The sequence below is a fragment of the Dactylosporangium sp. CS-033363 genome (assembly GCF_050942475.1).
Lineage (GTDB): Bacteria > Actinomycetota > Actinomycetes > Mycobacteriales > Micromonosporaceae > Dactylosporangium.
The window spans coordinates 3,593,364-3,614,348 of the sequence record NZ_CP192032.1 but is presented as its reverse complement, the minus strand read 5'-3'; the positions used below and the strand labels follow the sequence as shown (position 1 = coordinate 3,614,348).

Sequence of the window (20,985 nt, the reverse complement as noted above, 5' to 3'; positions counted from 1 at the left end):
CGCCAAGCACCAAACCGTCGATGCCCGCTCGACGCGAACGATCGGCTCGGAACCCGACCCCATCGGCGCCCCAGCCCCCGAATGCAGCGGACGGCGGGCTGCCGGAGACGCCCGGAAACCGCGCCGCGGAACCCAGCGTCGGTCTTCGGCAGCGCGTCGCGCCGGCACCGAGCGACAGGCAGCAGACTCCAGGCAGCAAGCGTGCTGGCGACCAACCCCGAACCAGCGCGGCGGCAACCCGGCGCCGAGCTGCGGCAAACGGCCTGCCTCAGTGGCTGGCTGCCTCAGTGACGGTGGCCGGATGTCGTCTGTGCCTGCGGCGGGACGCCGGCGGTGGACGGCCGGTAGCGGTGCGCGGCCAGTGGCGGTGCGCGGCCCGTGGCGGTGCGCGGCCCGTGGCGGTGCGGCCCGTGGCGGTGGACGGCCCATGGCGGTGCGGCCCGTGGCGGTGGACGGCCCATGGCGGTGCGGCCGGTGGCGGTACGCGGCCCGTGGCGGTGGACGGCCCGTGGCGGGCTAGCCGGAGATGATCTCGAAGCCGACCGGTGGCGAGGCGGCGCTGGTCTCGGGCTGCGGGTTGGTCTCGGTCGCCGGTTGGCTGCCGACGCTCGCCGGGGTCGACTCGGTCGGGTCGACGGTGGCCGTGGGCGTGGGCGTGGGGTTCGTGGTCGGGGTGGCCGTCGGGGTTGCGGTCGGCGTCGGCGTGGGTGACTTGGTCGGCGTGGCCGAGGCGGACTCGGCCGGGCGCGTGGTGGGCGGCGGGTTGCCCGGGCCGCCGCCGCCGTTCGCGGGGCGGGTCGTGCTCGTCACCGGGCGGTTTCGCGTCGTCGTCGCCGTTGCGGTCGGACGGGGGGCGTCCGCGGTCGGGGCGGTACTCGTGCCGGGCTGGGCGACGTCCTGGCCGGTCGGCGGGGCGTCGATCGGGGGCGGCACGGCGGCCACCTCCGGGGAGTGGCCGAACCACGGGACGACGCCGCTCTGGGACGAGCCCAGGGCGCCGACCGCGCCGGCCAGGACGACGGCGACGCCCACGCTGACGGCTCCGGTGCGGAAGGCCCACCGGCGCGTGCGGAAGCGTTCCGACTGCTCCCAGGCACGGCGGCCCAGGGCGCGGGCCGAGGCGATCAGGGCGGTGCCGTCACGTGCGCCGGCGAAGCGGCCGGCCGCGGGACGGGCGCCGCGATTTCTCGACGGGCCGGAGGCGTCGGCGGTCGGCTCCGGGTCCGGGGCCGCGTGGTCGGCGACCGGGCCGCGATTGCCCAGGCGCCCGAAGCGCGCGAACCGGCCGCCCGCGGCGGAAGCCGGCCCGGCGGCGGCCAGGTCGGAATCCGCGTCCGCGCGGTCGGCGAGTGGGCCGCGATCGGAGAGTGGGCCGCGATCGGTGTTCGGGCCGCGGTTGGTGTAGCGGCTCAACCGGGCGAACCGGCCCGCGGTCGGGGACGGCGGCGCGGCGTGGGCCGGGTCGGCGTTCGTGGCGGCCGGCTCCGTACGCATCCCCGCGAGGTCCGCGGGTGACATCGGGCTCGTCGGGTCGAAGTCGGACGCCGACATCGCCGAGCGGAACTCGCCCGCCGTCATCGGGCGGGTCGGGCCGAAGTCGGACACGTGGTCCAGCCGCTCGGACGCGAAGGCACCCCCGAGCACGCCGGCCCGCGAGGAGTCGTCGAAGCCACCACCGAGCACGCCGGCCCGAGAGGAGTCCTCCAAGCCACCGCCGAGCACGCCGGCCCGCGAGGAATCCTCGAAAGCGCCGCCGCGCGCATCGCCAGCCGCGAAGGCACCCCCGCCGGCGCGCAAGGCGGCGTCGGAGGACAAAGCGCCGACAACACCCGCGCCGGCGTCGGAGGACGAAGCGCCGACAACACCCGCGCCGGCGTCGGAGGACAAAGCGCCGATCACACCCGCACGGGAGGAGTCCTCGATGCCGAAGCCAGCGGCGTCAGCGGGCACCGGCGGCCGGGGCGAGGCGTCGGTCAGCCCCGCCCGGTACGCCCCCTCGGCGTCCGACATCCGCTGGTCCAGCCACGTCTCGCGGGCCGCGCGCGACGGGCGGTCCGACTCGAAGGTGGCGTCGGGGACGGAGCGCGCCACGCGGCGGGGCGGGCGGTCCGACCAGGTGCCGGCGCCGTCGGTCTGGGCGTGGCGGCCGGGGCGGGCGAAGCGGCCGGCGATCGCGGTGCCGCCGAACAGGATCGAGCGGCCCAGGCGCGAGGCCAGGGACGGGCGGGAGTCGTGGTCGAACTCGGCGGGGCGGATCGTGGCCAGGACCGCGGTCCGGCGGGACTCCGCGGCCTCGCTCAGCCAGGCCGGCAGGTCGACCGTGGTGCCCGACAGCTCGGCCAGGATCAGGGCGACCTCGTCGCTCGACGGGCGGGCGGCGGCGTCCGGGGCCAGGCAGCGGTCGACCAGGTCGAACAGCTCGGCGGGAGGTGAGCCGGCGACGCAGCGGGACAGGACGCCGCCCAGGGCGTGGATGTCGGCGGCGGCCGCGGCCGGGTCGTACTCGGTGCGCTCGGAGAAGCCGACGACCTTGGCGCCGAGCTCGCCGATGAGGATCTTGGCGGTGCTGAGGTTGCCGTGCAGGACCCACTGGCCGTGGGCGTGGGCCAGGGCGGCGGCGACCTGGGCGCCGAGGCGGGCGGCCTCGCGCCAGGACATCGGGGCGGCGGCCAGGCGGGCGTCGAGGGACGGGCCGTCGGCGAGCTCCATCACGACGTACGGCGTGCGGCCCCGCTCCGGCAGCTCGGCGATGCCCACGTCGTAGACGGCGGCGATGTTGGCGTGGACCAGCCGCGCGGCGGTGCGCCCGTCGGCGAGGAACCGCTCGGGGTCGCCGGTGTGCGGGATGCGAACCGCGACCGGCCGATGCAGCAATCGGTCGGCGCCATGCCAGATCTCTGCGGTGCCACCGGTCCCGGCCAGCCGGTCCAGGCGGTACCGCCCCTCAAGCTCCATGGTCTCCTGCAACGCCCCCCAGCTCTGCCCGGATGCCCACCCTCTGCCGCACTGCAACAGTACCGTCCGCCGACCAGCCACCACGTGACGGTTAGGTGTCAGTTCGGCTGGTCCCGGTGCATGTTGTTCCCCTGTTGGGGGACCATTCACCCCCTCGGGGTGTGGCCGGTGTCACCGGACGGTGTGACGGCGCACGCCACACTGGTGCGATGAGCGCACGCGCCGCCTATCGACTCGCCGTCCTGGGGGTCATCGCCGTGTGCGTCGTGGTGTCGTACACCGTCGTCCGGCACCGGCTCGCGAACAAGCCCCCGCCGGAGCCGCCGGGGCCGCGGCCCGCCTTCCAGCTGCCGTTTCCGTGCGGGGAGTCGTGGACGCTCACGACGTACGCCGGACACGACGACTTCGACATCGACTTCTTCGCGAGGTCCGGGAACACCGGCGGGCGCACGGTGCTCGCGTCGGCGGCCGGGACCGTCACGTGGGCGGGCTGGAGCGCGACGCTGGGTGACGGCAAGCCCGCGCCGCCGGGGTCGTCGGGGACCCGCGGCGGGCTCGGCTACGGCGTGATCATCGACCACGGCGGCGGCTGGTTCACCGAGTACGGCCACCTCGCCGCCGAGCCCAGGGTCCGCACCGGCGACGCGGTCGGGCTCGGGCAGCCGCTCGGCGCGGTCGGGCACACCGGCTCGACGACCGTCGACCACCTGCACTACGAGCAGCTCAACGACCGCCTCGACGCGAACCGGACGCGGGGCAACGGGGACAAGGTCGAGGCCGTTTTCGACGGCGTGCCGTCCGGGATCACCTCCGACGACACCTCCAAGGACCAGGTCCGCACCAGCCGCAACTGCCCGCCCGCCGGGCCGTGAAGGGCAGTGCAACCCGCGGGCACCGGCACCACACCGCGGACGCACTCGACGATCCCCACGCTCATGGTCGACGCCGTCCCCGAAACCCAGGAGGCCCGCCATGAAGCTCGTCCGACCGCTCACCACCGGGATCGTCGCCGTGGCGGCGTTCCTGGCCCTGCTGCCCGCCACCGCCGAGGCCGCGCCGGCCGGCAACGCCAAGGGCCAGGTGCTGCACTCGACCGCCTGCAAGTTCCGGTCGCCGTCCTGCCGCTGGAACTGAACCGTCAAGACACTGTCATGATCCGGCGGTAAGGCCGTCGTACTCAGGGTCCAGAATGACCCGCGATGTCCGCCGTGAAACGCATGCCCAGCCCCGGCGCGCTCCGTCGACGGACCGCGCCGGGCGCCGGGGCGGGACGATTGCTGCAGTTCGCCACCGTCCTGCCCGTCCTCGCCGTCACCGGCTGGCTGCTGGTGGCCGTCCCGCTGGCCGCGCTCGGCGCCTTCCACCGGTGGACGGTCCTTCCCGCCGCCGTTATTTCCGCTCTGGTACTGCTCAAGCTCGCCCGACCCGCCCTGCTCGCCGTACGGGTGCGGCCCGCGCCGTGGTGGGCGAGCGCCGCGACGCTCGCCATCGCCGTCGCATTCGCCGCCGTCGCCGTGGCGACCCACAGTGAGCAGGCGGTGCTGCATCGCGACGCCGGGACGTACGCCCAGATCGGGCTCTGGCTCAGCGGCCATCCGGGGCTCACGTCGCCGGTGCCGGCCGACGCGTTCGGGACCGCCGCCGACGAGGTCACCTTCGCCCACCCCGGCTTCTACGAACGGGACGGGCGGATCGTCCCCCAGTTCATGACCGGCTGGCCGACGCTGCTCGCGGCCGCGCACTGGTTCGGCGGCTGGACCGGCATGTTCATGCTGCCGGGGCTCATCGGCGGGCTGGCCGTGCTGGCCGTGGCCGGGCTCGCCGCGCGGGTCGCCGGCCCGCGCTGGGCCCCGGTCGCCGCGCTGCTGCTGGCCGCCGCCTGGCCGATGCTGCGGGTCAGCCAGACCACCTACTCGGAGCCCCTCGCCGCGCTCATGCTGGCCGGCGGGCTCGCCCTGCTGCTCGACGGGTGGCGGGGCCGGCGGCCGATGCTGCTCGGCCTGGCCGGGCTGGTGCTGGCCGGGGGCGAGCTCGTCCGGCTGGACATGGGCGTCGATTTCGCGTTGGTACTGCCGGCGCTAGGTTGGTGGTGGCTGCGCCGGCAACCCGGAGTCCTCGCCTTCGCGGCCGGGGCGGCGGTGGGCGGCGGCCTCGGGTACCTCGACGCCCGGTACGTCACCTGGCCCTACGTCCAGGTCAACTGGGAGTCGGCCCGGCTCATGGTCGCGCTGCTGCTCGCCTCGGCGGGTGCGACGGTGCTCGGGGTGCTGATGCTGAGAACCCGCCGCACAACAAAGCTCGACCCGCACGGGACCGGGGCGCCGGTGCTGGGAAACCGCCGCGCGGCAAGGCTCGACCCGCACGGGACCGGGGCCCCGGCGCTGGAGAACCACCGAAGCCCCGACCCGCGCGGGAGGGGGGCGCCGGTACTGGAGAACCACCGAAGGCCCGGCCCGCGCGGGACGGGGGCGCCGGTGCTGGGAAGCCGCCGCACGGTGCGGCTCGATCCGCGCTGGGCGGTGGCGCTGGTGGTGGCCGGCGGGCTGCTGCTCGCCGCCCGGCCGTGGATCTACACCGACCGCTCGATCACGGCCGTCAACACGATGGACTACGTCGCCTCGCACCAGGAGCGCCTGGGGTTGCCCGTCGACGGCGCCCGCGGGTACGCCGAGCAGAGCCTTTCCTGGGTCGCCTGGTATTTCGGCTGGCCCGCGCTCGTCCTCGCCTGGGGCGGCCTGATGGCGGCGGTCAGCGGCGTCCTGCGCGGCCGGCAGTGGATCATGCTGCCGGTGCTGCTCGTGTACGGCGGGTCGGCCGCCGCCACCCTCCTGCGCCCGGCCATCACGCCCGACCACCCTTGGGCCGACCGCCGGCTCGTGGTGGAGGTGCTGCCGGCCGTGGTACTGCTGGCCGTCGTCGCGCTCGCCGGCCTGGCCCGGATACGGCTGCGCCGGCCGTGGCTGGCCCTGCTGCTGGTGCTGGCGGCCGGACCGGCGCTGTGGGTGACGGTCCCGCTGGCGCCGCTGCGGACCGAGGTCGGCGAGCCGTACGCGGCGGCCAAGGTCTGCCGGTCCCTGCGCCCCGACGACACGGTGATCATGGTCGACACGCAGTGGGCCCCGACCGTGCGCAACCAGTGCGGGCTGCCGGTCGCCGCGCTGCCCGACCCGACCGTGGACCGGATGCGGATGGTCGCCGCCGCGGTCCGCGCGGCCGGGCGCGACCCGGTGCTGCTGTCGACCTCGACGCTGCCCCTGCTCCCGTACGGCCTGCCGCTCGAACGCGTCGTCTTCCAGGACGAGCTCGAGGACCAGCATCAACTCGTACGCCGCCCGGACGGCGTCGACCCGCGCCTGCTGGAATGCTGGCTGGTACGGGCATGACCGCCGAACGCGAGCAGCAGGTCGGCGGCGATCAGCGGCTGCCGGAATGCTGGCTGGTACGGGCATGAGCGCCGAACGCGAGCAGCAGGCGAACCGCGACGGCGATCAGCGGCTGCCGGAACGCTGGCTGATGCGGGCATGAGCGCCGAACGCGAGCAGCAGGTCGGCGGCGGTCATCACGGCCCGGGACAGCAGCGCGACGGCGGCCGCCGCCTCGCCGCCGGCCTGGGTGGCCAGCAGCCCGACGAGCACCAGGTCGCGGGCGCCGGCGCCGGCGGGCGCGATGACCACGAGGAAGCCCAGGCACCAGGCGAGCGCGAACCCGCCCACGCACACGGCGAGGGCCGGGCCGGCGCGCTCGGCGAGCGGGCGCAGCAGCAGCCAGGCGTGCACGCCGAACAGCAGCCAGGAGACGATCGCCCAGCCGGCCGCGGCGAGGACCGCCCGGCCGGGCAGCGGGGCCTCCAGGGGCGGGCGCCGGGTGAGCCGCAGCGCGCGGCCGACGACGGCGTTGAGCACGGCCGGGTGCAGGGCGGCCGCGGCGAGCGGGGCGGCGGCGAGGAGCCAGCGCAGCCGGCCGTCGTGGCCGGCCAGGGCGAGCGGCAGGGTCGCGGCCGCGGTCAGCGTCCCGGCGACGAGCGAGACGCCCATGGTGACCAGCCCGGCGGCGGCGGTGCGGAAACGGGGCACGCCGTGGGCGCGGGCCAGCTCCATCTGGGCCAGGATCGGCCAGACGGAGCCCGGCAGGTACTTGCCCAGCTGCCCGGCGAAGAAGACCCGGGCGGCCGGCCCGGCGGGCAGCGGGGAGCCGAGCCCGGCGAGCACGGCCCGCCACGACTGGAAGGTGGCCAGCAGCCCGGCGACGGCGGCGAGGGCGCCGAGGCCGATGGCGGCGATCCCGACCTCGCGGGCGGCGGCGGCGATCGCGGCGCGGTGCGGCCAGATGGCGGCCGCGCACCCGGCGAGCGCCGCGGCGAGGAAGCCCCAGCGCAGCCAGCGGCTCGCGAGGACCTGCCGGGCGAGTCGGAGCATCGGGCGATGCTAACCGGTGGCGGCGGGCCGCGGATCGTGTTCTTCGGCACCTACGACACGGCCATGCACCCGCGGGTCGCGGTGCTCGCCGAGGGGCTGCGGGCCCGCGGGGCCGCCGTGGCCGAGTGCAACGCGCCGCTGGGGATCGGCACGGCGGAGCGCGTCGCGGCGGTACGCCAACCCTGGCGCGCCGTCCCGCTCGCCGCGCGGCTGGCCCGGCGCTGGTGGACCCTCGCGCGATCGGCGCGCCGGTTCGGCCGCCCCGAGGTCGTGGTCGTGGGGTATCTGGGACTGCTGGACGTACACCTGGCGCGGTTGGTGTTCGGAAAGACCCGGCTGGTGCTGGACCATCTGGCGTCGGCGGCCGGGATCGCGGCGGACCGGGCGCTGGGCGGGCGGCTCCGGCGGGCGATGCTGTCCACTGTGGACCGTGCTGCACTGGCCCGGGCGGACGTGGTGGTGGTCGACACCGACGAGCAGCGCGCCGCCCTGCCCGCGCCCGGTAAGGCCGTCGTCTGCCCGGTCGGCGCCCCGGCGGCCTGGTTCGCGGCCGGGGAGACGACACAAACGCCGGCCGACGCACCAGCGGCCCGGTCCACGGCCGCGGACGCAACACCAAAGCCGGCCGGCGACGCGAAGCCCGACGCGAAGGCCATCGCGAGTGCGCTGCGGGTGGTGTTCTTCGGGCTGTACACGCCGCTGCAGGGTGCGCCCGTGATCGGGGCGGCGGCCGGGCTGCTCGCCGGGCGGCCGGTGCGGTTCACGATGGTCGGCGGCGGGCAGGACGAGGCAGCCACCCGGCGGGCGGCGGGCGGGGCGGCCGTCGAGTGGCTGCCGTGGGTCGCCGCCGGCGAGCTGCCGGCCCTGGTCGCCGCGCACGACGTGTGCCTCGGCATCTTCGGCACCGGGCCGAAGGCGGCGCGGGTGGTGCCGAACAAGGTGTTCCAGGGCGCCGCGGCCGGGTGCGCGATCGTCACCTCCGGCACCGGGCCGCAGCGGCGGGCGCTCGGCGACGCCGCGGTGTTCGTGCCGCCCGGCGACCCCGATGCGCTCGCCGCGACCCTGCTGTGGCTGGCCGGCGACCGGGCCGAGCTCGACCGGCGGCGGGCCGCGGCCCGGGCGCTCGCCGAGGAGCGGTTCACCGCCGAACGCGTCGTCGAAGCATTGTGGGAGAGGATCGCCCGTGCGTGACACCCAGCCGCCGCTGTCGCTCAACGCGTGGCTGCGCCTCGGCGCCGTCGCCGGGCTGCTGCCGGACGGTCCCGCCGACGTCCTGGAGGTCGGCTGTGGACAGGGCGGGTTCGCGGCCCGGCTCGCCCGGCGGTACACCTATGTCGGCCTGGAGCCCGATCCGGCCTCGTGCGCGGTGGCCCGGCGGCGGGTCGGCGCCGCGGGGCGGGTGCTCGGCGTGCGGCTGGAGGACCTGCCGCCCGGCCGGTTCGACGTGGTGTGCGCGTTCGAGGTGCTCGAGCATCTGCAGGACGACAAGGCGGCGATCGCGGCGTGGGCGGACCGGCTGCGGCCCGGCGGGCGGCTGCTGCTGTCGGTGCCGGCGTACCAGCGCCGCTTCGGCCCGGCCGACGAACTCGTCGGGCACTTCCGCCGCTACGACCCGCCCGTGCTGCGCGACCTGCTCACCGGGGCCGGGCTGGAGTCGGTCGAGGTCCGCCACTACGGGATGCCGCTGGGGTACGCGCTGGAGTCCGCCCGCAACCTCGTGGCGAAGCGCCGGCTCGCGGCGGCCGCGGAGCGCTCGGCGGACGAGCGCAGCGCGGCGTCGGGCCGCCTGCTGCAGCCCGAGCGGCCGCTGCGCGGCGTCCTGCACCGCCTCGCGTCCGCGCCGTTCCGGGCCGCGCAGCGCCTCACGCCCGGCCGCGGTCCGGGGCTCGTGGCGATGGCCCGCTCACGCGTCGGGGCGTGAGCGGACCACCAGGTCGGCCAGCAGCGCCAAAGAGGCGATGATGAGCCCGGTCAGGAACACCATCACGGTGTTGGTGGCCAGCCGCACCGGGTGCAGGACGACGTCCACGACGCTCTTGGCCGCGCCGACGCCGATCAGCAGCAGGGCGACCGGCATCAGGGCCTTGAGCGGGTTGAAGTACATGATCATCCGTAGCACCTGGAGGATGTAGCGGTAGGCGTCGCGGACGAAGCGGAACTTCGAGCGCCCGGCCCGCTTGGCGTAGTCGATCGGCACGTAGGCGACCCCGTGGCCGTTGGACAGGAACGCCAGGGTGATGGTCGTGACGCAGGAGAACCCGGCCGGCAGCAGCCGCAGGTAGGGCGCGGCGACCGTGCGGCGGAACGCGCGCAGCCCCGAGTTGAGGTCGGGGATCTCCTGCCCGGCCAGCCACTCGGCAATCTTGCGGATGGCCCACTTGGCCGGGATCCGCAGAAGCCGGTGGCTGCCCTGCTCGGAGGTGCGCGCCCCGACGACCTGGTCGATCGACTCGTCCTCGCGCAGGCGGTGGACCAGCTCGGGGATGCGCTCGTTCGGGTACGTCAGGTCGGCGTCGGTCCACACGACGATCTCGCCCCGGGCCATCCGCGAGCCGAGCCGGCGCACGGTGCCCGCCCCGCCGTTGCGCGGCATCCGCACGACCTGCACGGCGGGCAGCGCGTCGGCGGCCTTGCGCAGCTCGTCCAGGGTCGCGTCGGTGGAGGCGTCGTCGATGGCGAGGACCTCGTAGCGGTACCCGGCCCCGTCGAGGGCGGCGCAGATCCGCTCCAGCTCGGCCCGTACGTGGGCCGCCTCGTTGTAGCAGGGCAGCACCACCGTCACGTCCATCACGACGGCTCCGGGGCGGGTTCCAGGGCCGGGCCCTCGGCGCCGCCGCCGCGCCGGCGGGCGATCCGCCGGCTGAGCGGTTCCAGGGAGCGGGCCAGGATCGGGCCGAGCACGGCGAGCACGAGCACGTAGGCGGCGGCGAGCGGGCCGATGCTCTCGTTGAGCCCGGCCGACACCGCCAGCCCGGCGATGACGATGTTGAACTCGCCGCGCGGGCTCAGCGCCACGCCGGCCCGCGCCCGGCCGATCGGGCTGATCCCGGCTCTTCGCGCCGCCCACCAGCCGGTGGCGAACTTGGTCAGCACGCCGACGAACGCGAGCAGGACCGCGATGCCGAGCATCGGCGGCAGCGCCCGCGGGTCGGTGTGCAGGCCGAAGAAGACGAAGAACACCGCGGCGAAGAGGTCCCGCAGCGGGCTGAGCAGCTGCCGGGCGGTGTGCGCGAGCGGGCCGGACAGCGCGATGCCGACGAGGAACGCGCCGACGGCCGCGGAGACCTGCAGCAGCTGGGCGACACCGGCGACGAGGACCGTCAGGCCGAGCGCCTTGAGCAGCAGCACCTCCTCGTTCGGGGAGGCGACGAACATCTCCACGTACCGGCCGAAGCGCAGCGCGATCACCAGGATCACGGTGATCGTGGCGGCCGCGATGGCGAGGGTCGTGAGGCCCGCCACGAGGCCGACCCCGGCGAGCAGGGCGGTGAGGATCGGGAGGTACACGGCCATGGTCAGGTCTTCGAAGACCAGCAGCGAGAGCACGACCGGCACCTCGCGGTGGCCGAGCCAGTTCAGGTCGGCGAGGACCTTCGCGGTGATGCCGGAGGAGGTGACGTAGGTGACGCCGCCGAGCGCGACGGCGGCCACCGGGCCCCAGCCCAGGATGAGCGCGGTCGCCACCCCGGGCGCGGCGTTGAGCACCAGGTCGACGACGCCGGCCAGCGCGTTGTGGCGCAGGGTGCCGACGAGCTCCGGCGCGGTGTACTCCAGGCCGAGGGTGAACAGCAGCAGGATGACGCCGATCTCGGCGCCGGTCGCGGTGAACTCCTCGCTCGTGGCCAGCGGCAGGATGCCGCCCTGCCCGAAGGCGAGCCCGGCGATGAGGTAGAGCGGGATCGGCGAGATGGCGAACTTCGCCGACACCGCGCCGAGCAGTCCCAGACCGAGGATGACCGCCCCGATCTCGATCAATGCGGCAGCACCGTGCATGCGCTCAGCCGTTGGCGAGGATGTCGGTGACCGCGGCGGTGCCCTCGGCCGTGCCCACGACGACGACGAGGTCGCCGGGGAAGAACGTGAAGTCGGGGCGCGGGCTGGCGAGGATCTGCCCGGAGCGGATCACGGCCACGATCGAGGCGCCCGTTCTGGTACGGGCCTGCGTCGCGCCGAGGTCCCGCCCGTCGTACGGCGAGCCGGCGGTGATCGGCACCTGGACCGTCTTGAGCCCGGTGACCTGGCGCTGCAGGTCGGCCAGGCGCTCGACGATGCGGGCCGTGCCGAGCAGCTCGGCGACGCCGTTGGCCTCGTCGGTGTTCAGCGAGAGGGTGGCCAGCACGGTGTCGGGGTCCTCGCTGCTGTACAGCACGATGTCCCGCCGCCCCGACACGTGCGACACGACCGCGGCGCTCTGCCCCTTGGCGGTCTTGAACTCGTGCCGCAGACCGATGCCGGGCAGTGCGGTGCGTTCGACGTCCACGTGTGTGCTCCCTCCATGAACGCGGGCGGGACGCCGGTCTCCCCGGTGCCCGCCCGCGTGGTGCCGCAGCCAATCTGACGAATCGATATGACCGAACGTCCGCGGCGCTATGACAGTCCTGTGACGATTTGCCCGGAACCATCCAGTGCCGATGGACGCTTTTCTACGAGAAGTACCGCAGCCAGACATACCCCCACGCGATGACCGTCGTGAACGCGGTGGTGACGATGCCGTACCGCGTGAACTGCCAGAAGCTGATCGGCTCGCCCGACTTCGCCGCGATGCCGAGGACGACCACGTTGGCGCTCGCCGCGACCGCCGTACCGTTGCCGCCGAAATCCGCCCCGAGCGCGAAGGCCCACCAGAGCGACCGGCCGGTCTCCGGGTCCGGGGTGGTGACGACCATGTCCTCGACGATCGGGGCCATGGTGGCCACGTACGGGATGTTGTCGAAGAACGCGCCGAGCACGGCCGAGCCGAACAGCAGCCCGGTCGCGGCCAGGAAGTAGTCGTCGCCGACCTGGCCGACCACCCAGCCGCCGATGCGGTGGATGACGCCGGTCTCCACGAGGCCGCCGACCATCACGAACAGGCCCATGAAGAACACCAGCGTGGACCACTCGACCTCGGCGAGGTACTTCTCGGTCTCCACCCGCGAGACGAGCACCATGAGCCCGGCCCCGAGCAGCGCGACGATCGCCGGGTCGACGTGGATGACGGTGTGCAGCGCGAACCCGGACACCACCAGGCCGAGCACGACCATGCAGCGGACGAGCAGCTTCCGGTCGGTGATGGCCGCCTTCTCGTCGAGCTCCATGATCTCGGCGACGCGCTCGGGGTGGAACTCGAAGCGCTTGCGGAACATCACCCACGAGAGCAGGACGAACAGCACGAACAGCAGGGCCACGATCGGCCCCATGTGCACGACGAAGTCGTTGAACGACAGGCCCGCCCGGCTGCCGATGATGATGTTCGGCGGGTCGCCGATGAGCGTCGCCGCGCCGCCGATGTTCGACGCGAGCGCCTCCGCGATCAGGTACGGCGCGGCCGGGATGCCCAGCTTGCGGCAGACCAGCACGGTCACCGGCGCCACCAGCATGATGGTCGTGACGTTGTCCAGGAACGGCGAGGCCACCGCGGTGATGACCATGAGCATCACGAGCAGCTTGTACGGCCTTCCGCGCGAGCGTTTCGCCGCCCAGATGGCCAGGAACTCGAACAGCCCGGTCTGCTTGATGACGCCGACGATGATCATCATGCCGAGCAGCAGGAAGATGACGTTCCAGTCGATGCCGGCGTGCTCGGAGAAGAACACGTCGTGCCCCGGGACCAGGCCGAGCAGCGCCATGGCCCCGGCCGCACCGAGCGCGACGGCGACCCGGTGCACCTTTTCGGTGGCGATGAGGACGAACGCGACGGTGAAGATCGCGATCGCCAGGACAGCACTCATATGGGATGTACCTCCTGAAGGCAAACGGGAATCGGCCGTCGACCCCGAGGGGGCCACGGCTGGGCGGTGCTGGAGTGCCTTCAGGAGTTGGGCGGGCCCCGGCAGCCGGCGGTCTCGACGGACCACCCGGAGTGGGTCGGGCCGGGTTCCGATTCCGGTGTACCGTCGGCAAAGCGCGGCTCGTCGCCGCCCTCGCCCGCCACGGGTGACTCGGCCGCGGTGTCGCGGACTTCGGCCCCGGCAACGGTCTGAGCGTGCGCGGCGCGCAGCACCTGGAACGTGTCGCCCGGCACCGCATGGTGGGCCATGGTGAGCCCGAGCAGCAGCGCGCAGACCGACAGCGCAAGGCTGACGGCGGTCGCGCGCATTCGCATAGCCTTACCTTACCAGGCGCCTTCAGTCCACAATGGACGTTTGAGCCGCCGGCAACGGGGTAGTCGCGCGCGCATGACACCCAGGCCGCCGCTGCCGCCGTTCACCCTCGAGACCGCCCGCGCCAAGGTGCAGGCGGCCGAGGACGCCTGGAACACCCGCGACCCGCAGAAGGTCGCGCTCGCCTACACCGAGGACTCGGTCTGGCGCAACCGCGACGAGTTCTTCACCGGCCGCCCCGAGATCGTGGCGTTCCTGACCCGCAAGTGGGAGCGGGAGCTGGACTACGCGCTGCGCAAGGAGCTGTGGACGTACCACGACAACCGCATCGCCGTACACTTCCAGTACGAGTGCCACGACCCGACCGGGCACTGGTACCGCAGCTACGGCAACGAACTGTGGGAGTTCGACGGCGACGGCCTGATGGCCCGCCGCGAGGCCAGCATCAACGACGTCCCCATCCTGGAACACGAGCGCCGCATCTTCGGCCCCCGCACGCCCTGAGCAGGACGGCCGCCCACGTGTCCGGGACCCCGAGCCTCAGCTGGCCATGAGTCCGTCCATCACCAGGACCGGGCGCGGCGTCAGGGAACGGTCGGCCTCGCGGGCCGCAGGCTCTCCGGAGAAACCGCGCAGGTCATGGGTCAGGACGGCAACCTCGCGGGCCCGTTCCGGATGGTCGTGCAGTACATCCTGAAAACGGCTCCGCCACTGTGACACCTCGTCGTCGACGTCGGCGGATCCGAGCCGTATTGCATCCCGCGTCCGCTCCAGCCGCTTCCTGTGACCGCCCATGCACTCGGCGTCGCCCCGGGCGAGGAAGGTCGCCGTGCGATCGCGGACCTCGGCCCATGCCGCCGTGCCCAGTCCTTCGACGACGGCTCGGGCCGCGTGGTCCACGGCAGCTCCCGCGACATCGACGAACATGTTGTTGATCCCACCCGAATGCAAGCGGTAGGCGTCGGGCAGCGCACCAGCGGAAGTGGCGCCGTTCTCATGGATCCCCTCACGTGCACGACGCACGTTCAGCGTGTGGACGAGCTGATCGAACAACGGGCCCCGATGGTCGTGCTCCGCGGTGGCCAGGATGGGCAACACGCTCGGCGCGTCACCATAGGTGGCCGGATCCCGCAAGATCCCGAACCTGTTCAGCAGCTCCGGGTGGGCCGCGACGGCCGACGCCAGTCCGGCCGGGTCGGATCCCACCACATCCGGGAGCGTCAGGTACCACGCGACCACGCCGTCAATGACAGCGCCCCTCATCTGATGGGCCCTCAGCTTCAACAGCTGTGAAGCCGCGGCCGCGACGTTCCGAACCTCCTCCGCAGCGGCTCCGGGCGGTGGCGAGAGCAGCAGCAGGTTCCGGCTCGCATCGCCCGGGGCAACCGCCGCCCGGAGGCACGCGAGCATGGCGACGTGCCAATCGTCGCCGGGATACCAGTAGTGCAGCCCGTCATCGGAAGCCATGCCATAGCGAAGCCAGGTCTCCAAATTGCGGTCCGCGACGAGCCGGGCGTACGCGGCCTCAGACGAGAAGAAGAGGTGTTCGCTCAGCCATATCCCGTCGTCTTTGCGCGTCAGGGCCATCAGGATCGTGCGCAAACTCTCGGCGTCGAGACCGGCCTGCCAGCCGGTCACCATGGACCGCCATTGCCCATGCCAATCGTCGTCGAAAAGGCTCGGCAACGGCAGCCGTCCGGGTTCCGGGACAAGCAGGAGCCGGAGCAGGACGAGATTCGCCGAGTACGCGGCGAATGCCCGGAGAAGGTCCGGCGGCGTGGGCCGGTACGAGTCCAGGTTGCCCGGGTAGCGCGGCTGCCGGACGGCCCGCACCAGCCGCTCCAGGGTCACCGCGAGCCGCTCGCGTTCGTCGGCCGGAATCTCGGCGATCATCTCGGCGGCGAACGTCAGGGTGGCCCGGCGCGTGGACAGCGGCTGGTGCGAAAGCAGGGCCCGGAGACGGCCGTCGTTGACGTCGTCGCCATACGACTCGTCGGCGTCGCGAGCGAGGCGGCGAAGCGTCTCGACGGCCTCGGCGGCCACAAGGTACTCGCCGAAGGTGGCGTGCAGGAACTCGTATCGGCGGTGGACGTCTCCCGGAGCGGAGCCGCGAGCCTGCGAGGCGTGCACGAAGAAGAACTCGCCCAGGACGGCACGGCCGGATCGCTCGGCGTCGCGGGCGGACACCGACAGCGAGGCAAGGTCGTTCGCCAGTTCCGTCTCGGCGATGTCCTGCCGGCCCCGGTTGAACATGCCGAAGGCCGCGACGGCCAGCCGGCGCACGTGATCGCGCACACCGCGGTCCAGGGCGCTCGCATCGAGAGACCCGGACGTCGCCTTGAGGACCTCGCGCCGGGCGAAGCCGACCAGCAAACGCCGGTACAGGCCGGCGGTGGAGAGGTCTGCCGTCATCTCCGGGCTGTCCGGATCCGCAAGGTGGACGGCCAGCATCATCAGCAGCAACGGCTGACCGGCCAGCTTCCGCTGGGCGTCGATGGCGTCCCGGCTGACGTCGCGCGCACGGCGGGCACGTACGGCGGAGAGGTTGGTACGGCGCCAGACGTCGAGCCAGGCATCGATGCGGCTGTCGTCGAACTCCTCGATGCGCACGACGGTGGTGCCCTCCGGGACGTCGACCCGGTCGGCCACCATGGTCCTCGAGGTGACCGCCACGATCACCGGGCTGCCCTGCGCCGCTTCACGCTCCTGAAACTCCACCACACGGTGCAGGTAGTCGCCGCGATCGAGCGAGGTGGCCTGCAGCAGCTCGTCCAGGCCGTCGAGGAGTACGACGCGGATGCGTGCGCCGGTCTGCTCCGCGAGCTGCGGCCAGTCGACGCGCCGGTTCGTCAGCTCGTCGAGCGCCTCCTGGACCTGCTCGAACACGCGCGCGTTGGCATTGACCCGGCGCAGCGGCACCCGCACAACCGTGTGGGTGGCCGCCGGCAGGCGGGCGGCGAGGATCTTCGTCAGCAGCGACTTGCCGACTCCCGGCTCGCCGAGTACCAGCAGCGGACGGGTGAACGCCGCGGCGGCGGCGAGATGGGCGGCGAGCATCAGATCGACGGAGTCGCGGACGGCGCGCTTCTGCCACCAGGCGTCATCGGCGGGACGGGCGGAGGGACCGGCGGGGGCGACGCGGTACTGGGGCTCGACATAGCCCTCGTCAACGCTCGGGAACCGCAGATCGCCGTAGAGGTGGGCCGCGTCGCGCGGAACTACCGGCTCGCCGAGCACCGCGACGTTGGCATCGTGCAGCCGGGCGCACAGGTCGTTCGGGTGATCCGTCGCGGACAGCAGCATGAGCCGCTCGATGCGGGACAGGGCCCCGCCCTGTCGCCGCATGGCCGCGGCGAGGTCGTGGTGCACATGCTCGATCTCTGTGCGCGTGGCGGCGTGCTCGCCGAGGCTCGCCCAGATGAGAAACTCGGGCACCTGCCCGGCGAGCCGCAGGTAGTACGTGCGGTACCGGCCGGTCATCGCCTCGACGACACCGGCCTGCGCGACGTTGTCCAGCCGGTGGAGTGCCACCGTGTCGAGTCGGTCATGGAACCAGTCCTCGATGCGTCCGACGTTCTCCTCGAAGCCGCAGGCGGCCGATGGCGCCGGGATCTCGGCCTGTCGCAGCGCGTTCACAAAGTCCGTGCCGTCGTCGATGACTCTCCCCGCGAGCAGCTCGTCCCGTTCCACCGCGCGAAGCCGGCGCCGGTGATCGCCGGTCTGTTGCAAATGCTCGCCGAGCACGTCGAAGAACGCGGCCGCGACGATGACCGTGTGCGCGGCGTTGACCAGGTCGTGGTGCTCGGCGCCCGGTGTCTTGCGCAGCCGGTGCGCGCTGCGGTCGAGCAACTTGCGCAACAGATCCATCGCCTCGTGCTTCTGGTCCACCCATCCCCAGAGCGCGGCCATCGCGGCCAGCGGGACAGCGGCCGGTGCCCCGGCGACCGCGGCCACCCCGGCGACCACACCCGCGCCGAGAATCAGCGAGCCGAAAATCGTGTCGAGGCGATCCACCACCGGATGCTCGTACCTGTCCATGACCTGCAACGCACCCCGGAACGTCAACGGTGCGTGACGACTCACGGAGACCTCCCAGACAACGCCCGCCTCAAGTCAGCCGAGCGTATGCCCCGGGCGCCAGGATTCCCGCGATGCGTTGCTGCACGACTCACCCATTCGAGCGGCTCAGCCGGCCGGGCCGGTGGCGAGGCGGACGTTGGCGGCCCGGGTGCGGCCGCCCTGGTCGATCCAGGTCACGCGGACGGTGTCGCCGGGCTGGTGGGTGTCGATCAGGCCGGTCAGGGCGGCGGCGTCCTGGACGTCGCGGCCGTCGAAGGTGCGGATGACGTCGCCGGCGCCGATGCCGGCGCGGTCGGCCGGGCCGTCGGCGAGGACGCCCGTGACGGCGGCGCCGCCCGCGCGGCCGTCGGCGTCCTTGGTGGAGACGCCGAGCAGGGCCGTCGGTCCGATGTGGACGGTGTCGGAGGACTCGCCGTTCTCGATGCGCTGGGCGATGGCGAGGGCGGCGTTGCTCGGGATGGCGAAGCCGATGCCGGCGCCGGTGTCGGTGGACGCGGCGGTGTTGATGCCGATGAGCCGGCCGTTGCGGTCGACCAGCGGGCCGCCCGAGTCGCCGGGCTTGATCTCGGCGGCGACCTGGATGAGGCCGGTCAGCCTCCGGGAGCCCTCGCCCTCCGGGTCCTGGGCGGTGATGGTCTTGTTGAGGCCGGTGACCGAGCCCGCGACCGCCTCCGGGGTGCCGCCCTGGCCGCCCGCGTTGCCCACGGCGACGATCGGGTCGCCGACCTGGACCTTGGCCGAGTCGGCGACGCCGAGGCGGGTCAGGCCGGTGGCGTTGGTGAGCTGGATGACGGCGATGTCGTGGGTACGGTCGAATCCCACCACCGTCGCCGCGAACGTGCGCCCGTTGGCCACGGTGACGCCGCTGATGGCCGTGGCGCCCGCGATCACGTGGTTGTTGGTGAGCACCAGGCCCGTCGAGGAGAGGATGACGCCGGTCCCCGCGGCGCGGGCGTTGCGCAGGCCCAGGGTGCTGGTGATGTTCACGACGCTCTTGTTGACGGCGGCGGCGATGGTGGCCGTGTCAGGCGGTACCGTCGCCGCGCTTGGAACCGGCGCGGAAGGCTGATCCGAAAGCGCGTCGCCGGGCGTGGCGGGGGCCGCCGCGCCGGGCCGCACGGCGGTGGGCGTCGGGCGCGGCTTCGGGGAGTCCGAGCGCGCCTGCAACGTTGCCACCAGCCCGGCGACGCTGACCATGGCGGCGAGACCGACGAGCATGATCACGCCGACGGTCCACTTCAGCACCGACCGGCCGCGGTGCGACGGGACCGGTCGCTCCAAAAGGCGCGGCGGCGGGGGTCCCCAGTCGGGGCCGCCCCACTCCGACGGGCGGGACCACTCCGGCGGGCGGGGCGGCGGCACCGGCCCGTCACCCCACCCGGTCCAGCGCCCGGAGTCGGCGATGGCGGTCACCGGCACCGCCGTCACGGGTGTGTCGGCGTCGCGGGCGACCGCGACACCCTGCGCGTAACGCGCTGCTGACATGCGTTCCACCACCGCCCGGAGTCGGCCATCTATCCGGGACTACGGCGCCGACGGGTGAACGGTTCGATACGTTCCGTAAAAGGTTCAAGCTAGTTGGTTAGGCTTACCTACCTGCGGATTCATCCGCCGTTCATCGCACGGTCATCAATGCGATAGTCGTCGACGCCTCTGCATTCGGCCGTGGCGTAGCAGAGTGCCACCATGACCATTTCTCGTCGTCAAGTGCTGTCCGGAACGGCTGCCGCGGGTGTCGGTCTGACCGTCGCGGGTGCGCTCCCGACCCTGGCTGAGCCGGCGGCCGCCTCCCACGGGCAGGACGACTACCGCCCCGGCCACGACAACGGCCACGGTGGCAACGGCCGCCCCTTCCCGCCGCTGCAGGACGACCCCAACGGCATCCTCGCGCTCCCCGCGGGCTTCTCGTACAAGATCGTCACCCGCGAGGGTGAGACCGACATGGCCGGCGGGCAGGGCAAGACTCCCGCGTACCACGATGGCACCGGCGTGGTCGGCTCCGACCGCAACGGCCTGACCATCATCCAGAACCACGAGATGACCCCGTACATGTCGACGTACGGCGTGCCGCACATCGAGGGCACCGTCTACGACCCGGGTGCGGAGAACGCCAGCGGCTGCACGGTCATCACCACCGACCGCGACGGGCGCAAGAAGAGCGAGTGGGTCGGCATCTCCGGCACCGTGCGCAACTGCGCCGGCGGCGTGACCCCGTGGGGCACCTGGCTGACCTGCGAGGAGACGTTCATCAACGCCGGGACCACCTGGACGGCGGCCGGGCACACCGGCACCTACCAGAAGGACCACGGCTACGTCTTCGAGGTGCTCACCACCGACTCGAAGCACCAGCTGCCCAAGCCGATCAAGGCGTTCGGCCGGTTCGAGCACGAGGCCCTCGCGGTCGAGCCGAACCTCAAGCACGTGTACCTCTCCGAGGACTCCTCCGGCCCCAACGGCCTGTTCTACCGCTGGACCGCCCCCAACGGCACCCGCCTGCGCCAGGGCCTGGCCAACCAGCTCAGCGACACCGCGGGCAAGCTCGAGGCGATGCAGATCCGCCTCGACGACGGCAGCATCCTGCCCGACGTGGCGTTCCTGACCTCCGCCCAGCTCGGCCGCCCGTTCAAGGTCAGCTGGATCGAGGTGCCGGACCGCGACGCCCGCACCAAGACGATCCGCACCCAGTTCACCGACGCGCAGGTGACCCGCGGCAAGAAGTTCGAGGGCGTCTGGAGCACCTCCAAGGGCTGCTACATCGTCAACAGCTTCGCCTTCGGCGCCAGCGACCTGCCGGCCGGCGCGACCAAGCACGACGGCATGGTGTGGTTCTACGACTACGAGGACCAGACCATCACCCTCGTGACGTACTTCCCGCACAACCCGGAGTCCGAGGGCGAGGGCGCCTTCCCGAAGTACGCCGACATGGTCTTCGACGGCCCGGACAACGTCACCGTGACCCCGTGGGGCACCCTGGTGCTGGCCGAGGACGGCGTCAAGGCGTCGCACGTGCTGAGCTCGGTGCCGGGCGGCCCGACCTACGCGATCGCCCGCAACATGATCGTCAACGGCACCTCCAACGGCGCCTCGACGTACTCGGAGTTCACCGGCCCGACGTTCTCCCCCGACGGCCGCGTCCTGTTCGTCAACATCCAGGCGCCGGGCGTCACGCTCGCGATCACCGGCCCGTGGGAGAAGTACCTCGGCTAGTCCTGGCGATTTCGCCCATGGCCGTC

At 73.2% G+C, this 20,985-nt stretch carries 16 protein-coding genes; 7 read left to right on the top strand and 9 right to left on the bottom strand.

Annotation, left to right across the window (positions count from 1 at the left end):
* Positions 1-516 precede the first annotated feature (516 nt).
* Positions 517-2,955: a serine/threonine-protein kinase gene (locus ACQPZ4_RS16730; RefSeq protein ID WP_433061526.1), complete on the bottom strand. Its 2,439-nt coding sequence runs from the start codon at positions 2,953-2,955 to the stop codon at positions 517-519.
* Positions 2,956-3,164: 209 nt separating this feature from the next.
* On the opposite strand from ACQPZ4_RS16730, the gene ACQPZ4_RS16725 reads away from it, so the two are divergent.
* The 3 genes from ACQPZ4_RS16725 to ACQPZ4_RS16715 all read left to right on the top strand — a co-directional run bounded on the left by ACQPZ4_RS16725 (position 3,165) and on the right by ACQPZ4_RS16715 (position 6,338).
* Entirely contained in the window at positions 3,165-3,827 is a 663-nt protein-coding gene (locus ACQPZ4_RS16725) for a M23 family metallopeptidase (protein ID WP_433061523.1), read from the top strand.
* A gap of 100 nt (positions 3,828-3,927) precedes the next feature.
* On the top strand, positions 3,928-4,089 hold the full coding sequence (locus ACQPZ4_RS16720; protein WP_433061521.1) for a hypothetical protein: 162 nt from the start codon (positions 3,928-3,930) through the stop codon (positions 4,087-4,089).
* Between the two features lie 65 nt (positions 4,090-4,154).
* Positions 4,155-6,338 carry a hypothetical protein gene (locus ACQPZ4_RS16715; protein ID WP_433061519.1) on the top strand — a complete coding sequence of 728 codons (2,184 nt, stop codon included), beginning with the start codon at positions 4,155-4,157 and terminating at the stop codon, positions 6,336-6,338.
* A gap of 105 nt (positions 6,339-6,443) precedes the next feature.
* On the opposite strand, the gene ACQPZ4_RS16710 is transcribed toward ACQPZ4_RS16715, so the two are convergent.
* A complete protein-coding gene (locus tag ACQPZ4_RS16710; RefSeq protein ID WP_433061516.1) occupies positions 6,444-7,370 on the bottom strand; it encodes a lysylphosphatidylglycerol synthase domain-containing protein in 927 nt (308 codons plus the stop codon).
* A 6-nt stretch (positions 7,371-7,376) separates the two neighbouring features.
* Between ACQPZ4_RS16710 and ACQPZ4_RS16705 the strand changes: the two genes are divergently transcribed.
* Together ACQPZ4_RS16705 and ACQPZ4_RS16700 are read left to right on the top strand one after the other, a co-directional pair.
* A complete protein-coding gene (locus ACQPZ4_RS16705; protein WP_433061514.1) occupies positions 7,377-8,561 on the top strand; it encodes a glycosyltransferase in 1,185 nt (394 codons plus the stop codon).
* On the top strand, positions 8,554-9,291 hold the full coding sequence (locus ACQPZ4_RS16700) for a class I SAM-dependent methyltransferase (protein WP_433061512.1): 738 nt from the start codon (positions 8,554-8,556) through the stop codon (positions 9,289-9,291). Before ACQPZ4_RS16705 ends, ACQPZ4_RS16700 begins: the two co-directional genes overlap by 8 nt.
* On the opposite strand, the gene ACQPZ4_RS16695 is transcribed toward ACQPZ4_RS16700, so the two are convergent.
* The 5 genes from ACQPZ4_RS16695 to ACQPZ4_RS16675 all read right to left on the bottom strand — a co-directional run bounded on the left by ACQPZ4_RS16695 (position 9,274) and on the right by ACQPZ4_RS16675 (position 13,674).
* On the bottom strand, positions 9,274-10,158 hold the full coding sequence (locus ACQPZ4_RS16695) for a glycosyltransferase family 2 protein (protein WP_433066545.1): 885 nt from the start codon (positions 10,156-10,158) through the stop codon (positions 9,274-9,276). The genes ACQPZ4_RS16700 and ACQPZ4_RS16695 overlap by 18 nt on opposite strands.
* Positions 10,158-11,363 carry a cation:proton antiporter gene (locus ACQPZ4_RS16690; protein WP_433061509.1) on the bottom strand — a complete coding sequence of 402 codons (1,206 nt, stop codon included), beginning with the start codon at positions 11,361-11,363 and terminating at the stop codon, positions 10,158-10,160. Before ACQPZ4_RS16690 ends, ACQPZ4_RS16695 begins: the two co-directional genes overlap by 1 nt.
* Positions 11,364-11,367: 4 nt before the next feature.
* The gene (locus ACQPZ4_RS16685; RefSeq protein WP_433061506.1) at positions 11,368-11,850 is read right to left on the bottom strand and encodes a cation:proton antiporter regulatory subunit; all 483 of its coding nucleotides are present in this window, start codon (positions 11,848-11,850) and stop codon (positions 11,368-11,370) included.
* A 163-nt stretch (positions 11,851-12,013) separates the two neighbouring features.
* Positions 12,014-13,300, bottom strand: a complete 1,287-nt coding sequence (locus ACQPZ4_RS16680; protein ID WP_433061503.1) for an SLC13 family permease — start codon at positions 13,298-13,300, stop codon at positions 12,014-12,016.
* Positions 13,301-13,380: 80 nt separating this feature from the next.
* The gene (locus ACQPZ4_RS16675; protein WP_433061501.1) at positions 13,381-13,674 is read right to left on the bottom strand and encodes a hypothetical protein; all 294 of its coding nucleotides are present in this window, start codon (positions 13,672-13,674) and stop codon (positions 13,381-13,383) included.
* Positions 13,675-13,747: 73 nt separating this feature from the next.
* Between ACQPZ4_RS16675 and ACQPZ4_RS16670 the strand changes: the two genes are divergently transcribed.
* Positions 13,748-14,176, top strand: coding sequence for a nuclear transport factor 2 family protein (locus ACQPZ4_RS16670; RefSeq protein WP_433061498.1), 429 nt, complete (start codon positions 13,748-13,750; stop codon positions 14,174-14,176).
* 36 nt (positions 14,177-14,212) lie between these two features.
* Here ACQPZ4_RS16670 and ACQPZ4_RS16665 read toward each other — a convergent pair whose 3' ends face one another.
* Both ACQPZ4_RS16665 and ACQPZ4_RS16660 read right to left on the bottom strand, forming a co-directional pair.
* A complete protein-coding gene (locus tag ACQPZ4_RS16665; RefSeq protein ID WP_433061495.1) occupies positions 14,213-17,710 on the bottom strand; it encodes an NACHT domain-containing protein in 3,498 nt (1,165 codons plus the stop codon).
* A gap of 147 nt (positions 17,711-17,857) precedes the next feature.
* The gene (locus ACQPZ4_RS16660) at positions 17,858-19,237 is read right to left on the bottom strand and encodes a trypsin-like peptidase domain-containing protein (RefSeq protein WP_433061492.1); all 1,380 of its coding nucleotides are present in this window, start codon (positions 19,235-19,237) and stop codon (positions 17,858-17,860) included.
* A gap of 201 nt (positions 19,238-19,438) precedes the next feature.
* On the opposite strand from ACQPZ4_RS16660, the gene ACQPZ4_RS16655 reads away from it, so the two are divergent.
* Positions 19,439-20,959: an alkaline phosphatase PhoX gene (locus tag ACQPZ4_RS16655; protein WP_433061489.1), complete on the top strand. Its 1,521-nt coding sequence runs from the start codon at positions 19,439-19,441 to the stop codon at positions 20,957-20,959.
* Positions 20,960-20,985 lie beyond the last annotated feature (26 nt).

Excerpts from the sequence above, each read along its gene's own strand:
- ACQPZ4_RS16730 (WP_433061526.1), bottom strand. The coding sequence starts at position 2,955 with ATGGAGCTTGAGGGGCGGTACCGCCTGGACCGGCTGGCCGGGACCGGT.
- ACQPZ4_RS16725 (WP_433061523.1), top strand. The coding sequence starts at position 3,165 with ATGAGCGCACGCGCCGCCTATCGACTCGCCGTCCTGGGGGTCATCGCC.
- ACQPZ4_RS16720 (WP_433061521.1), top strand. The coding sequence starts at position 3,928 with ATGAAGCTCGTCCGACCGCTCACCACCGGGATCGTCGCCGTGGCGGCG.
- ACQPZ4_RS16715 (WP_433061519.1), top strand. The coding sequence starts at position 4,155 with ATGTCCGCCGTGAAACGCATGCCCAGCCCCGGCGCGCTCCGTCGACGG.
- ACQPZ4_RS16710 (WP_433061516.1), bottom strand. The coding sequence starts at position 7,370 with ATGCTCCGACTCGCCCGGCAGGTCCTCGCGAGCCGCTGGCTGCGCTGG.
- ACQPZ4_RS16705 (WP_433061514.1), top strand. The coding sequence starts at position 7,377 with ATGCTAACCGGTGGCGGCGGGCCGCGGATCGTGTTCTTCGGCACCTAC.
- ACQPZ4_RS16695 (WP_433066545.1), bottom strand. The coding sequence starts at position 10,158 with ATGGACGTGACGGTGGTGCTGCCCTGCTACAACGAGGCGGCCCACGTA.
- ACQPZ4_RS16690 (WP_433061509.1), bottom strand. The coding sequence starts at position 11,363 with ATGCACGGTGCTGCCGCATTGATCGAGATCGGGGCGGTCATCCTCGGT.
- ACQPZ4_RS16680 (WP_433061503.1), bottom strand. The coding sequence starts at position 13,300 with ATGAGTGCTGTCCTGGCGATCGCGATCTTCACCGTCGCGTTCGTCCTC.
- ACQPZ4_RS16675 (WP_433061501.1), bottom strand. The coding sequence starts at position 13,674 with ATGCGAATGCGCGCGACCGCCGTCAGCCTTGCGCTGTCGGTCTGCGCG.
- ACQPZ4_RS16670 (WP_433061498.1), top strand. The coding sequence starts at position 13,748 with ATGACACCCAGGCCGCCGCTGCCGCCGTTCACCCTCGAGACCGCCCGC.
- ACQPZ4_RS16665 (WP_433061495.1), bottom strand. The coding sequence starts at position 17,710 with ATGGACAGGTACGAGCATCCGGTGGTGGATCGCCTCGACACGATTTTC.
- ACQPZ4_RS16660 (WP_433061492.1), bottom strand. The coding sequence starts at position 19,237 with ATGTCAGCAGCGCGTTACGCGCAGGGTGTCGCGGTCGCCCGCGACGCC.
- ACQPZ4_RS16655 (WP_433061489.1), top strand. The coding sequence starts at position 19,439 with ATGACCATTTCTCGTCGTCAAGTGCTGTCCGGAACGGCTGCCGCGGGT.